General features: G+C 63.6%; 11 protein-coding genes. 4 read left to right on the plus strand and 7 right to left on the minus strand.

The window, feature by feature from the left end; genetic code table 11:
* Window positions 1–20 precede the first annotated feature (20 nt).
* A complete protein-coding gene (locus tag APH28_RS26290; RefSeq protein ID WP_060513340.1) occupies window positions 21–725 on the minus strand; it encodes an NUDIX domain-containing protein in 705 nt (234 codons plus the stop codon).
* A gap of 137 nt (window positions 726–862) precedes the next feature.
* Here APH28_RS26290 and APH28_RS26295 point away from each other — a divergent pair, with 137 nt between their 5' ends.
* Together APH28_RS26295 and pncB are read left to right on the plus strand one after the other, a co-directional pair.
* Window positions 863–1,513 carry a nicotinamidase gene (locus APH28_RS26295; RefSeq protein ID WP_060513341.1) on the plus strand — a complete coding sequence of 217 codons (651 nt, stop codon included), beginning with the start codon at window positions 863–865 and terminating at the stop codon, window positions 1,511–1,513.
* Window positions 1,510–2,709: a nicotinate phosphoribosyltransferase gene (pncB, locus tag APH28_RS26300; protein WP_060513342.1), complete on the plus strand. Its 1,200-nt coding sequence runs from the start codon at window positions 1,510–1,512 to the stop codon at window positions 2,707–2,709. Before APH28_RS26295 ends, pncB begins: the two co-directional genes overlap by 4 nt.
* 44 nt (window positions 2,710–2,753) lie before the next feature.
* Here the strand turns inward: pncB and APH28_RS26305 are convergent, their stop codons facing one another.
* Window positions 2,754–3,644: a LysR family transcriptional regulator gene (locus tag APH28_RS26305; protein WP_060513343.1), complete on the minus strand. Its 891-nt coding sequence runs from the start codon at window positions 3,642–3,644 to the stop codon at window positions 2,754–2,756.
* A gap of 111 nt (window positions 3,645–3,755) precedes the next feature.
* On the opposite strand from APH28_RS26305, the gene APH28_RS26310 reads away from it, so the two are divergent.
* Window positions 3,756–4,817 (plus strand): YeiH family protein, encoded by a 1,062-nt coding sequence (locus tag APH28_RS26310; RefSeq protein ID WP_060513344.1) that lies wholly within the window; start codon window positions 3,756–3,758, stop codon window positions 4,815–4,817.
* Between the two features lie 63 nt (window positions 4,818–4,880).
* A complete protein-coding gene (gene ppnN / locus APH28_RS26315; RefSeq protein ID WP_060513345.1) occupies window positions 4,881–6,254 on the plus strand; it encodes a nucleotide 5'-monophosphate nucleosidase PpnN in 1,374 nt (457 codons plus the stop codon).
* Window positions 6,255–6,288: 34 nt separating this feature from the next.
* Here the strand turns inward: ppnN and APH28_RS26320 are convergent, their stop codons facing one another.
* The 5 genes from APH28_RS26320 to katG all read right to left on the minus strand — a co-directional run.
* Window positions 6,289–7,434, minus strand: coding sequence for a GGDEF domain-containing protein (locus APH28_RS26320; protein WP_060513346.1), 1,146 nt, complete (start codon window positions 7,432–7,434; stop codon window positions 6,289–6,291).
* Window positions 7,435–7,563: 129 nt separating this feature from the next.
* Window positions 7,564–10,110, minus strand: coding sequence for an EAL domain-containing protein (locus APH28_RS26325; RefSeq protein WP_060513347.1), 2,547 nt, complete (start codon window positions 10,108–10,110; stop codon window positions 7,564–7,566).
* Between the two features lie 92 nt (window positions 10,111–10,202).
* Complete coding sequence (gene pssA / locus APH28_RS26330; RefSeq protein ID WP_060513351.1) at window positions 10,203–11,516, minus strand: CDP-diacylglycerol--serine O-phosphatidyltransferase; 1,314 nt, start codon at window positions 11,514–11,516, stop codon at window positions 10,203–10,205.
* Window positions 11,517–11,634: 118 nt separating this feature from the next.
* Window positions 11,635–12,330, minus strand: coding sequence for a lipopolysaccharide kinase InaA family protein (locus APH28_RS26335; protein ID WP_082432400.1), 696 nt, complete (start codon window positions 12,328–12,330; stop codon window positions 11,635–11,637).
* Between the two features lie 146 nt (window positions 12,331–12,476).
* Window positions 12,477–14,312, minus strand: a 1,836-nt coding sequence (gene katG / locus APH28_RS26340) for a catalase/peroxidase HPI (RefSeq protein ID WP_060513348.1), incomplete at its 5' end; no start/stop codon positions are given.

Raw genomic sequence — 14,312 nt, forward strand, 5'->3', positions numbered from 1 at the left:
GAACGCGAGTGAAGAGTCGATCAAGCGCCTTCGGGTAGAAGGCTACGATCGAACATGAACACCCGCTCCCCCTGCGGCGTGTACTGATACAACTGCTGCGGCCGGCCCAGCCTGGGCTGGTTCTTCTCCCCGGTATCGCGCACCCAACCCAGCTCGCGCAAGCGCTCCAGCCGCTTGCGCAGCGAAGTGTTGTTCACCGCCTGCCCCAGGCACGCCTGCACCGCGCCAAGCGCATCGAGCACGGTGAACTTCTGCGCCAGCAGGTACAGCGGCAAGCTGCTGTACACCGTCTTCGAAGCCAACCGCTCGCGCGCACGCTCGACCAGCAGGTTGTGGTCGAACGGCAGCAACACCTTGCGGTCAATCACGCTGTCCAGGTCGAAAAACGCCAGTTGCTCACCCTCGACCTGCTGTTGGGGGTCGAGCAATGCCAGGTAGTAAGTACTCAACGACCAGCCCCGCGGGTCGCGGAAAGCATTGCCTTCGGTGCCCACCTGTTCGAAGTGGCGCGGCAATACCAGGGCCTTCTCGCGCAGGGCGCGTTCGGCAGCGCCCTCCAGGCTGGTATCCGGGGTGCGACCATTGACGATGACGCCGGGCAAGGCCCATTGGCCGGCATGGGGCTCGCGCTCACGCCGGTGCAACAACACTTGCAAATGCTGGCCATCAGCGGCCAGGCGCAGGGCGACGATATCGACACTGGCCAGAACTTCGACTGTACTCACCGGGGACTCCTTCTTCATCAGCGCAATAATCCACCAGAGCCTCTAAGTATGGCAAGCCGAAAGCTCATAGGAATTGTCACTTGACATACTTATCACACCAGGTGAATTATATAGCCATTCCAGCGAGGAGACCCGCCATGAAGATCGCCAGTTTCGATGTCGACGCGCAGAACGGCTTCACCGCCAACGCCCCTCAGGAGCTGCCGGTGCCGGAAGGCAACGAGATCGCCCCCGACCTTAACGCCATGGCCCTGCGCGCCGACCTGCGCCTGGGCAGCAAGGACGCCCACCCGGCCAACGCAGCCTGGGTAGTGGCCGAGCCCAGCCAGATGCTGCAGCCACTGAACCTGGCCAACGCCGACCTGACCTGGGTCAGCCACTGTGTTCCTGGCACCCCCGGCTTCGAGCTGCTGCCCGGTCTGCCCGCCCCCATCGACTACGACTACTTCGTCTGGAAAGGCGTGGAGCCCGACCTGCACCCCTACGGCGCCTGCTACCACGACCTCGCCGAGCGCCGCTCCACCGGGGTCATCGAGTACCTGAAGGTGCACGGAGTGGGCGCCGTGATCGTCGGCGGCCTGGCCCTGGACTACTGCGTCAAGACCACCGCCCGGCAACTGCGCCAGGCCGGCTTTCAGGTGCTGCTGTACCTGCCGGCCTGCCGCGCCCTGACCCAGGAAGGCGCCATCACCGCCTGCGGTGCGCTGGCCGCCGAAGGGGTGATCCTCTGCGGCGATGAAGCAGCACTCGACTACCAGCTCTCTCTGATCAAGGAAGACCGCCCATGAGCGAAAGCGTTTTCGGCCCACGCATCATCCAGAACCTGCTGGACACCGATTTCTACAAGATCACCATGATGCAGGCGGTGCTGCACAACTACCCCAACGCCGAGGTGGAGTGGGAGTTCCGCTGCCGTAACGGCGAAGACCTCGCCCCTTACCTGGCTGAAATCCGCTACCAGATAGAACAGCTGGCTGAGGTCACCGTCACCCACGACCAACTGGCCTATCTGGAAAAGATCCCGTTCCTCAAGCCAGACTTCATCCGTTTTCTCAGCCTGTTCCGCTTCAACCTGCGCTATGTGCAGGTTGGCCTGGACGCGGCCGGGCAGCTGGCAATCCGCGTGCGCGGGCCGTGGCTGCACGTGATCCTCTACGAGATCCCGTTGCTGGCGATCATCAGCGAAGTACGCAACCGCAACCGCTACCCCGACGTGGTGATCGAACAAGTAGGCGAGCGCCTTTACCAGAAGTTCGACTGGCTCAAGGCCGAGGCCAGTGCCGAGGAACTGGCCGGCTTCCAGCTGGCCGATTTCGGTACGCGGCGGCGCTTTTCCTACCGGGTACAGGAAGAAGTGGTGTACCTGCTCAAGCACGACTTTCCCGGCCGCTTTGTCGGTACCAGCAACGTGCACCTGGCTCGCGAGCTCGAACTGAAGCCGCTCGGCACCATGGCCCACGAATGGTTCATGGCGCACCAGCAACTCGGCCCACGCCTGGTCGATAGCCAAGCCGCCGCGCTGGAAGCCTGGGTGCGCGAGTACCGCGGACTGCTGGGCATCGCCTTGACCGACTGCATCACCATGGACGCCTTCCTGGGTGATTTCGACCTGTACTTCGCCAAGCTGTTCGACGGCCTGCGCCACGACTCCGGGGACCCGCTGGTGTGGGCGGAGAAGGCCATCGCCCACTATGAGCGGCTGGGGATCGACCCGAAGGGCAAGACGCTGATCTTCTCCGACGGGCTGGATTTCGCCAAGGCGCTGGGCCTTTATCGGGCGTTGCACGCGCGGATCAACGTGAGCTTCGGCATTGGTACCCGGCTGACTTGCGACATCCCGGGTGTGGAGCCGATGAACATCGTGATCAAGATGACCGACTGCAATGGCGCGCCGGTGGCGAAGATCTCCGACAGCCCGGGCAAGACCCAGTGCCGGGACGAGAACTTCGTGGCTTACATGAAGCATGTGTTCAAGGTGAGTTGACCCCGCCTGGACAGGCTGCCGCTGCTACCGGCGGCAGGGACGGGTTAGGTCACTGCGGTCACCTGGCCCACGCACAGTTCCATGAACCGCGCTGCCGCCCGCGACGGCGTGGCGGCATGGGGCAAGAGGATGGAGAACCGCCGCACCAACGGCTCTGGGGCAATCCTCAGTTGTCGCAGCACGCCATCTTCATGGCGGATCGACATGGCCGAGACAAAACCAATCCCCATCCCGGCCCGCACCGCCTCCTTCACCCCTTCCACCCCGGCGATCTCCAGTGCCACGCGCATGGCCACGCCCTGCCGGGCAAACGCCCGCTCGACGATCTGGCGCACCCCCGAGCCACTCTCGCGCAGCACCAACGGATAAGCCCCCAACGCCTGCAAGCCTTGCTGTTCAGCACCCGCCAGTGGATGGCCGCTGGGCACGATGGCGACGATCTCGTCCTCGCGCCACGCCGTTACTTCGGTGCCCAGTGGCAGCTCCTGCCCTGGCGGGCCTTCGATCAGGGCGATATCGACGCTGTCCAGCGCTGCGACGATTTCTGCCGTATTGCCGTGGGAGGTGGTCACTAACACCTCTGGATAGCGCCCATGGAAATCGGCGATCAGGTAAGGCAGCAGGTAGCTGGCCGGCGTGGTACTGGCGCCGATGCGCAAGGTGCCGCGTTCCAGCCCGCGCATGGCCTCGCGCAAGGCCTGAGCCTGGCGGAAGGTGTCGCGCAGGCGCTGGGCATGAGCCAGCAGTTGCTCGCCGGCAGCCGTCAGGCGCACGCCACGGCCGGCGCGCTGGTACAGCGGTTCGCCGAAGTCCTCCTGCAACAATTTGAGCTGGCCGGACACGGCAGGCTGCGACAGGTGCAAGGCCTGGGCGGCATGGCTGATGTTGCCGTGCTCGGCTACGGTGGCGAACGTTATCAGCTGTTCTGGGGTCATTTCTTCAAAATATCAGCTCAGCGGATATTTGCCATCCCAAATTACGATTTTTTATAAGCTTATAACCAGATTAACGTAGGCCATGTCGAAACACTTTCCCGGAGGACTCACATGGCCACGGTTACTTCCAACACCACGTTGGCGCCCACCCTCACTACCCGAGGGCGGCTCAACGGCATCCTGTTCGTTGCGTTGTTCGCGCTCGCCGTCACCCAGCTGGCAGCCCTGCCGGCCATCGCCAGCCTGGGCATCAGCCCGCTGATCGTCGGCATCGTCGCCGGCGCCCTGTATGGCAACGCCCTGCGTGACGGCGTGCCGGCCAGCTGGGCGGCCGGTATCAACTTCTCGGCCCGAGGCCTGCTGCGCATCGCCGTAGCGTTCTTCGGCTTGCGCGTGAGCCTGCAGGAAATTGCCGAAGTGGGCTGGTCCGGCTTGACCGTGTCGCTGCTGGTGGTCACCAGCACCCTGCTGATCGGCCTGTGGTGCGGCACCAAGCTGTTCAAGCTCGACCGTGACACCGCCCTGCTCACTGCGGCCGGCAGTGCTATCTGCGGCGCCGCCGCCGTGCTGGCATTCGAATCGGCGCTGCGCAGCGCCCCGCACAAGAGCGCCATGGCGGTCGGCAGCGTGGTGCTGTTCGGCACCCTGTCGATGTTCCTCTACCCGCTGGCAATCAATGCCGGCTGGCTGCCGCTGGACACGATGGGCACCGGCCTGTTCTTCGGCGGTACCCTTCACGAAGTGGCGCAGGTAGTAGGCGCAGCGAGCAATGTCAGCCCCGAAGCCACGCACATCGCCACCATCGTCAAGATGACCCGAGTGATGCTGCTGGTGCCGGTGTTGCTGGTGGTGGGCCTGTGGATCAGCCGCTCGCGCCAGCCAGGCCAGGCTCAAGGTAACGGGCGCATCGCCATGCCCTGGTTCGCCTTCGGCTTCCTCGCCCTGGTGCTGGTGAACTCGCTGCAGGTGTTGCCAGGCAGCGTGACCCAGGCGATCAACAGCCTGGACACCTTCGCCCTGACCATGGCCATGACGGCGCTGGGCATGGAAACCCGCTGGAGCCAGATCCGCCAGGCCGGGCCCAAGGCGCTGATCACCGGGGCAATCCTCAACCTGTGGCTGGTCGGTGGCGGGTTGGCAATTACCCTGGGTGTACAACGGCTTTTGGGTTGACGCGCAATCGACTGTATGGTGTTGTCATAGAAGGATGTTTTTACCTGCACAGGAAAGACTTAGATGCCCCAACGCCATGTCATCAATGCATCCGTCAGCCCCAAAGGCAGCCTGGAGACGCTGTCGCAACGTGAAGTCCAGCAACTGAGTGAAGTCGGTACCGGTAGCCTCTACACCCTGTTCCGCCAGTGCGCCCTGGCCATTCTCAATACCGGCGCCCATGTCGACAACGCCAAGACCATTCTCGAGGCGTACAAGGACTTCGAAGTCCGTATCCACCAACAAGATCGCGGCGTGCGCCTGGAGCTACTGAACGCACCGGCCGACGCTTTCGTCGATGGCGAGATGATCGCCAGCACCCGCGAGATGCTGTTCAGCGCCCTGCGCGATATCGTCTATACCGAAAGCGAGCTGGCCAGCCAGCGCATCGACCTGGAAAGCTCCCAGGGCATCACCGACTATGTCTTCCACCTGCTGCGCAACGCCCGCACCCTGCGCCCCGGCGTGGAGCCGAAGATGGTGGTGTGCTGGGGCGGCCACTCGATCAGCAGCGAGGAATACCAGTACACCAAAAAGGTCGGCCATGAGCTGGGCCTGCGCAAGCTGGACATCTGCACCGGTTGCGGCCCGGGTGTGATGAAGGGCCCGATGAAGGGCGCGACCATCGCCCATGCCAAGCAGCGCATGCACGGCAGCCGTTATCTGGGCCTGACCGAGCCGGGCATCATCGCCGCCGAGGCACCCAACCCGATCGTCAACGAGCTGGTGATCCTGCCGGACATCGAGAAGCGCCTGGAAGCCTTCGTCCGTGTCGGCCACGGCATCATCATCTTCCCCGGCGGCGCCGGTACCGCCGAGGAATTCCTCTACCTGCTCGGCATCCTCATGCACCCGGACAACCAGGCCCTGCCGTTCCCGGTGGTGCTCACCGGGCCGCGCAGCGCCGAACCGTTCCTGCAGCAACTGCATGCCTTTGTCGGCGCCACTCTGGGCGAGGCCGCGCAGCGTCACTACCAGATCATCATCGATGACCCGGCCGAAGTGGCACGGCACATGGTCGAGGGGCTCAAGGAGGTCAAGCAGTTCCGCCGCGAGCGCAACGACGCCTTCCACTTCAACTGGCTGCTGAAGATCGACGGGGGCTTCCAGCATCCGTTCGACCCGACCCACGCCAACATGGCCGAATTGGCCCTGCGCCGCGATTTGCCGGCCCATGAACTGGCGGCCAACCTGCGCCGGGCGTTCTCCGGGATCGTGGCGGGGAACGTGAAAGACAAGGGCATACGGCTGATCGAGGAGCACGGGCCGTATCAGATCCGTGGTGATGCGGCGGTGCTGGAGCCGTTGGGTCGCCTGTTGCAGGCGTTTGTCGACCAGCACCGGATGAAGTTGCCCGGTGGCGCGGCGTATGTGCCGTGCTATCAGGTTGTGACCTGAGTTCGCCGGGGCCGCCTTCGCTTTGCGGCCCCTGCTACTTCACAGAACTGACCAGGGTTCGGTCCACCAGGCGAATGCTGTCACGCCCGCCGCGCTTTGACTGGTACAAGGCCACATCCCCCTGCTCGATCAACGCCGCCAGGCTGGCCGGTGGCTGGTCGAACAGGTTGGCGCCGATACTAAGGGTCACTGCCTGCGGGGTCGGCATCGCCTCCCTGGCAAACTGCTGGAACTGGTCGCGCAGCAGGCTGCCCAGTTCCACCACTTTTTCGCTGCTGGCATCGCTGAGCAGGATCACGAACTCATCGCCGCCCAGTCGCGCTGCCAACGCACGCTCAGGCAGCACCACGCGAATCATTTCGCTCAATGCAATCAGCAGGCGGTCACCCGCCGCATGGCCATGCAGGTCGTTGACCAGCTTGAAGTTGTCGATATCGATCAGCAGCAATGCACCAGGCTGAGCCGGGCTGACCGCCTTGAACAGGTGTGTGGCGCGGACTTCCAGGGCCCGGCGGTTGTACAGCGCTGTCAGAGGGTCGCGTGCAGCCAGCCGGGCGATGCGCTCCTCACGGCGATAACGCACGGTGCCGGTCATCGAAAGCGCGATCAACATGATCGCCATCGCCCCTTCGACCAGGGAAATCTGGATGATCAGGCCGCCAAAGGTCGCCAGGTCGATCAGCGCGCCCGGCGTCACCGCCACGATCGCCTTGGCCACATAGAACAGGCCATGAATGAGCAGCACATAACGCAACTGCACGGCCCCCACACTCAATGACCTGCCATGCGGACGCAACAGGAAGCTGCTCTTGAGCGTGAGCAACGCCACCAGCAGCGAGTTGACCATCAGCATCACTTTCGACCACTGCGGGCCCACCGGCAGCAACAGCAACCCGAACCATACCAACACGATCAACAGCCAGGCCCGCGACAACCGAGCCTGGGTGAAACGCACCACGCCCATCAGAAAGAACGCGTGGGCAACCACCAGCAACCCATTGGCGAACCAGATACCAATCAGCAGCAGGCCGATCCCGCGCAACAAGGCCAGGGTCGAGCCGACCGTGATGGTGGCGAAACCGGCGCTCCAGAACAGCAGCGAAGGTTCGCGCACACTGCCCCACTCGATCGCCAGGTACAGCGCTGCCGCAGCGGCCAGGGCGATGGTGATCGTCAGCATCGTAAGTGGATCAAGCGCCATATACGGATTGGCCTGTCTCATTAACGTGGGAAAGGGCTGATTGTATGCGCTTGAGATGACTTTTCAGAGGGGCGAACCGTCGCGTTGCACGCAAATGAATGTATCCGTTCAAGGCACGACACGATCCGTGGGCTTTGCCGCCTCCATCAAACGCACCAACGCCTGGTTTTCCACCGGTTTGCTCAGCAAGAAGCCTTGCACCTCATGGCATTGGTCATCGCTGAGAAGCGCCAGTTGTTCCTGGGTCTCGACGCCCTCGGCGGTGACCGTCATGCCCATGGCGTTGCCCAGGTTGATGATAGCCTGTACCACGCTGCGGTCACTGTCGCTCTTGCCCAGCGACTGCACGAAACGCTTGTCGATCTTGATACTGTCGAACGGATAGGTGCGCAGGTAGCCCAGCGAAGAGTAACCGGTGCCGAAATCGTCCATGTTCAGCCGCACGCCCAGCTCCTTGAGCGCATTCATGGTCTGCAGCGCGCCCTCGACATCGTTGAGCATGACGTTTTCGGTAATCTCCAGCTCCAGGCGGTGCGCCGGCAGGCCGGTGTGCCTGAGCGCGTCAGCCACGTCACGCACCACGTCGCTGCGGCGGAACTGCGCCGGTGACATGTTCACCGACACCAGCACATCCAACGGCCAGTGGCAGGCGCGGCTGCAGGCTTCGTGCAGCACCCAGTTGCCGAGTTGCACGATCAGGTCCGACTCTTCGGCCATCGGGATGAAGCGGTCCGGGCCCAGCAGGCCCAGGCGCGGATGACGCCAGCGCACCAGCGCTTCGGCGGACGCCACCGTGGTGCCATCGACCTTGAAGCGTGGCTGGTAGTGCAGCACCAGTTCACCCCGCGGGATGCCCTCGCGCAGGTCAGCTTCGAGCGAGCGCTTTTCCAGCAACGCGGCGTTCATCTGCGTCGAGAAATAGCGCCAGGTATTCTTGCCGGCCTCCTTGGCGCTGTACAAAGCAACGTCGGCGTAGCGAATCAGGTCTCCCGGCGTGCCGGGGTACTCGGCCGATAGCACCACACCCAGGCTTGCGCCGACCTGAACGGTGTGGCCATCGAGCTTGATCGGCTGACGCAACGTCTCGATCAGGCGCGCGCAGAAGCGGTCCATTTCCTCGCGCTGCCCAGGCCGATCCAGTACCACGATGAATTCGTCGCCACCCAGGCGCGCGACCAGGTCACTGTCGCGGGTCACTTCGCCCAGACGCCGGGCCACCTCGATCAGCACCGTGTCGCCGGCCGGGTGGCCTAGGCTGTCGTTGATCGGTTTGAAGTTGTCCAGGTCGAGCATCAAGAGCGCCACGGGCGCGGGCTTGTCCTGTTCGAGAAAACGAAACAGCTTGTTGCGGTTGGGCAGCCCCGTGAGCGCATCGTGCAAGGAAAGGTGCTGAATCTGCGCATGGGCAGCCACTTCGTCAGTAATGTCGCTGCAGGTTCCGCGAAACCCTTTGCAGACGCCATGCTCGATGATTGCCCGCGCCGCGATGCGGCATTCACGTTGCTGGCCGAGACGATCGCGGTACTGGCAGCGCAGGCTGCCGGTCGATTCGGTGGCAGCCAGGCCATGCAGCCAGGTCTCGATATGGCTGGTGTCGCAGGCGAGCAGTTGCTTGAGGGGGCGCTGCAGCCACTGTTCGACGGGATGACCGGTCAACTCGGCAAACCGGGCGGACAGGTACATCAGGTGCTGCTGGACGTCGGTTTCCCAGATCCAGTCAGACGCCGCCTCGGCGACTGCCTTGAAACGCGCCTCGCTGGTTTCCAGGGCGTTCCTGGACGCCGCGAGCTGGCGATAGCTGCGGTCGATATCGGCGCTGGAACGCATTGCATGGCGGGCAAACAGGGCCATCAACAGGGCGAAGACCAGCAAAGCCAAGGCCAAGGGCAGCAGCACTTTGTCGACCAATTCACTACCAGGCTGCTCGATGTGCCAGGTCAGGCTTTGCCCGCTGCCTTCGAGCGGCAGGGAGCCGCGGTCCGGTGCGAGGCGCTCGGCGCTGGAGACGGCGAAATCCGCCAAACCGACCGTCTTGCCGAGGGTGTCGAGCATCGCCGGGTCCAGTACCCGGACAAACACCAGCACCGCACTGGGCGCAGGCAGATGGTGGGGCATCGACGGGGGACGAATGACGGCTGCCGCAAACAGCGCGGGCTGGCCACGAAACAGCAGGTAGCCCGACGCGGCCTGCTCCTGTTCGACCGCCCGGCGGGCCTGCTGCAGCACCCGGCCGCTGCTTGCGCTGAGGCGCTCTAAGCCTTGATCGCTCAACTGCCCGTCAAGCACGGCGTAATGGGTGCCACCGTCATCGAGCACGAACACCCCTTCGTAGCCGTCTTCGCTGTAAAGGGTCTGGCCGACATTGTCTTCATCATAGGCCCAGCGGCTGTCCACCGGGCCCGCCAGATGATCGTAGGCGGCCTGCCAGAAGGCGTGGGTCAGCAGGAAGCTGCGCTCGTTCTTCTGCAATTGCATCAGCGCCGATTCTGCAAGAAAACGGCTTTGCGCCCGCTCCCGGTCGTCCAGGGTCTGGGCGATGCGATACAGCGAGACCAGGCCGAGCAGCAAGGCCACGATGAGCAAGCACGAGAATGCCAGGGTCAGTTGGCGCACCACATGACTGCGCGGCGAGCCATTGCCGAGGAGTGCTTCCATTCAGATAAAACCTTATGCCAGGGTTCATCTGAGTTGACTGGCAACGGCGGACGATGATCGGTGCAACTGACGACTGGCCTGTGCGGGCGGCCTCAGAGTACCCGTTTGATCAACGGCTCCAGCCGGCTATAGCGCAGGCGACGCAGGAACTTGCGCACTTCCTTGGGATGGTCGGCCTTCTCGCCCAGCTCATCCGCCGCGCCGATCTGCGGCGCATGCCGGCGAATGCCCTCCAGCTCCACCGCGCGCGGCACCAGCCACTGCCCGTGCGGGTCATCGATCAGCAGGCCGTTTTCCAGGTCCAGGTTGAACCCGCGCGGGTTGAGGTTGTTGCCGGTCAGCAGCGAATAGCGCTGGTCGACCCACACGCCCTTGGCGTGGAAGGTATGGCCCGGGTCGTTCCAGATGCGGATCTGCAACTGGCCGCTGGTAATGGCGCCATCGCGCCGCCGGGCGAAGGCTCGCAGGTTGTCCTCGTACAGGTACGGCAAGGCACCGCTGGCGCTGAACGGCTCGCCCGGGGCGATATAGAAGTCGTTGGCAGTGCGATGGCCGACGATCAGCTCGATACGCACGCCCCGGTCCAAGGCACGGTCGATCTCACGCATCACCACCCGTGGCGGGTTGAAATACGGCGTGCTGATGATGATCTGCGAATGTGCCGCAGCCAGCAACGCGCACACCGTGCGGTTGAGCGGGTTGCCACGGCCGACGCCGAGCAGCGGAATCACCCGCAGCCCCTGCCCGGCCATGGCGACGGGTGCGTCGTAGGCCATGCGCCGCAGGCGTGCGCGCAGGCGCCGGATATCGCCACGCAGGCTGCGTGTAGCGGGTGGCGCGGGCAGATCAAGACGCGGCGTGGCGGTAGGGTGCAGCAGGCGCCGGACCAGATCGACCATGGCATCGGCCAGGGCCGGCGACTGGAACAGGTGGTAACGGTCCAGCCGATAACGGTCGAACCGGTGCAGGTAGACATTGTTCAGGCTGGCGCCGGTATAGATCACGCAATCGTCGATCACGCTGCCCTTCAGGTGCAGCACACCGAACAGCTCGCGGGTCTGCACCGGCACGCCATGGATCACCACATCGAGCCCACGCAGCTGGCGCTGGGCCTGGTACCAGGCCGCGTTGCCCGGCTGACGCCCGGCCCCCAGCAGGCCACGACGGGCACGGAACCAGTCGACCACGATGACAATCTCCAGGCCCGGGCGCTTAGCCTTGGCCTGGTACAGGGCATCGAGCACCTCCTGGCCGGCCTCGTCCTCCTGCAGGTACAAGGCGACGATGACGATACGCCGGGTCGCCGTTGCAATGCGTTCGAGCAGGCAGGTGCGGTAGGCCGCAGCATCGGGCAACACCTGGATCGCCTCAGGGGCGATAGCGAAGCCGGGCAGTGCCGCCAACATGGATTCGGGGTTCACGTACAATCACCTTCTGTGTGCAGTCAGGTCCGCTGCTTTGATAACGCAGTATTTCAAAGCCTGCTGGGGCTTTATCGCGGATATTACCCGCGGAGTCGGGACGTTAGAGTGGCTGCCCTACGTCTGCCCCGAACGAACAGCGGTAGCCCCTGCAGAACGCTTCCCAGTCTTCACCTGACCACCCCGACCTGCGCTTGACTTGCCTTAGGTCATGGCGGCTGGCCTGCTTGGCAGTAAAACGTTTCCTGGCCTTCTCGAGGTCGAGCAATGCCACTTTCACAACCGGCTGACTGAAATCGACGAATACATGTTTCAAGTACAAGCACCCATGCTGCCAACGCCCCAGGTTCAAGTTGGCCAGCACACGGCCATACGCCTCCAGAATCTCATGGTGTCGACGCTGCCCAAGTGATTGATCCAGCCGTTGAGCATAGAAGTCCTCCAGCGACGTGTAGCCGTCCAGAGCGGCCGTCACCATCACCGCATGCCACACGCCATCGTGCTTGTGGACGTGGGCGTGGAGAAGCGTTGGCGTTGCTACACCCAATGACGCAGCCGCACGAAGGGCCTTGGCTTCACGCGCGACGGTCGGATAGCCAAACGGGTGAACAAGGCTTCGATAGACATGCCCGACTTGCTGCTTTCTGTAAAAAGTAAGCCCGTCCAGCTCGACCTTCAAAACCCCACTCTCGCCACCCCTGCGGATATTGGGTGCTTCAACCCAGACGCCTGGCGCATTGAGAATATCTGCCAATGGCGGCTGGGAAAGCACCACGTCGGTCGAATAATTATTGTTCATGGATTACCTGCTGGATCGGCGGCCATTTGGCTGCAAGATGCAGAATATAGCAGCCAATCGCCAAGAATATCGACCGTTATGCGGGTAGCGTGCCTTTAGCCGTTGATGCGGGGCCTGGCAGCATCGCTGCCAGGCCCGCGATTCGATCAAGCCAGATCGAACCGATCCAGCTCCATGACTTTTTCCCAGGCCGCAACAAAGTCTTTGACGAACTTGTCGTTGCCATCGCTACTGCCATACACCTCACTCAACGCCCGCAGCTGCGCATGCGAGCCGAACACCAGGTCGACCCGGCTGCCGGTCCACTTCACCTGCCCGGTCTTGCGATCGCGGCCCTCGAAGCTTTCGTTGTCGGCCGAGGTCGGCTTCCATTCCACGCCCATGTCCAGCAGGTTGCGGAAGAAGTCGTTGCTCAGGGTGCCAGGCTTGTCGGTAAACACCCCGTCCTTGCTGCCACCGTGGTTGGCACCGAGCACGCGCAGGCCGCCGATCAGCACGGTCAGTTCAGGCGCGGTGAGGGTCAGCAACTGGGCCTTGTCCAGCAGCAGCTTCTCGGCCTTGACGCTGTAGCGGGCCTTGCTGAAGTTGCGGAAGCCATCGGCCAGTGGTTCCAGCACGGCAAACGACTCGACGTCAGTCTGCGCCTGGGAGGCATCGGTACGCCCCGGGCGGAAGCCAACGCTGACGTTGTGCCCGGCATCCTTGGCGGCTTTTTCCACCGCAGCGGAGCCGGCAAGGACGATCAGGTCGGCGAGGGATATCTTCTTGCCGCCGGCGTTGAACTCGCCCTGGATCTTCTCCAGCGCCGCCAGCACCTTGCCGGTGCCCTGGTTCGCCGCCCAGTCCTTCTGCGGTGCCAGGCGCAGGCGGCCGCCGTTGGCGCCACCGCGTTTGTCCGAACCCCGAAAGGTCGAGGCAGCGGCCCAGGCGGTGGACACCAGTTCGGCGACGCTCAGGCCCGACGCGAGAATCTTGACCTTGAGCCCGGCTATGTCCTGCTCGCCCACCAGCGGGTGGTCGGCTTTGGGCAGCGGGTCTTGCCACAGCAGCTCTTCGTTGGGCATTTCCGGGCCCAGGTAGCGTGCCAGCGGGCCCATGTCACGGTGGATCAGTTTGTACCAGGCACGGGCGAAGGCATCTGCCAGCTGATCGGGGTTGTCCTTGAAACGCCTGGCGATGGGCTCATAGATCGGGTCAAAACGCAGGGCCAGGTCAGAGGTGAGCATGGACGGTGCATGCTTCTTCCCCGGATCGTGGGCATCAGGCACGGTGCCTGCACCTTTGCCATCCTTCGGGCGCCACTGGTGCGCACCGGCCGGGCTCTTGGTCAGTTCCCACTCGAAGTTGAACAGGTTGTTGAGGTATTCGTTGCTCCACCGGGTCGGTGTCGAAGTCCAGGTCACCTCCAGGCCGCTGGTAATGGTATCCCCGCCTTTGCCAGTGCCAAAGCGGTTGGCCCAGCCCAGCCCCTGCAGTTCGAGACTCGCCGCTTCCGGTTCAGGGCCTACGTTGTCGGCCGGGCCGGCACCGTGGGTCTTGCCGAAGGCGTGGCCGCCCGCAATCAACGCCACGGTTTCTTCATCGTTCATGGCCATCCGCCCGAACGTTTCGCGGATATCCCGGCCTGAGGCGACGGGGTCCGGGTTCCCTTCCGGGCCTTCCGGGTTTACGTAGATCAAACCCATCTGCACCGCAGCCAGCGGGTTTTCCAGGTTGCGCTCACCGCTGAGGTCACGGCTTTGTTCTTCGGGATGCTTTTGCGGCTCCGCGACCAGGTCACCCTGGCCTGGCGGCTGGGCTTTGACCTGCTCCTTGCCATAGCGGGTATCGCCACCCAGCCAGACCTTTTCCGAGCCCCAGTACACGTCTTCGTCCGGCTCCCACACATCGGCACGGCCACCGGAGAAACCAAAGGTCTTGAAGCCCATGGACTCCAGCGCGACGTTGCCGGTGAGTACGATCAGGTCGGCCCAGGAAATCTT

This window comes from Pseudomonas sp. NBRC 111124, assembly GCF_001320245.1.
Taxonomy (GTDB): Bacteria; Pseudomonadota; Gammaproteobacteria; order Pseudomonadales; family Pseudomonadaceae; genus Aquipseudomonas.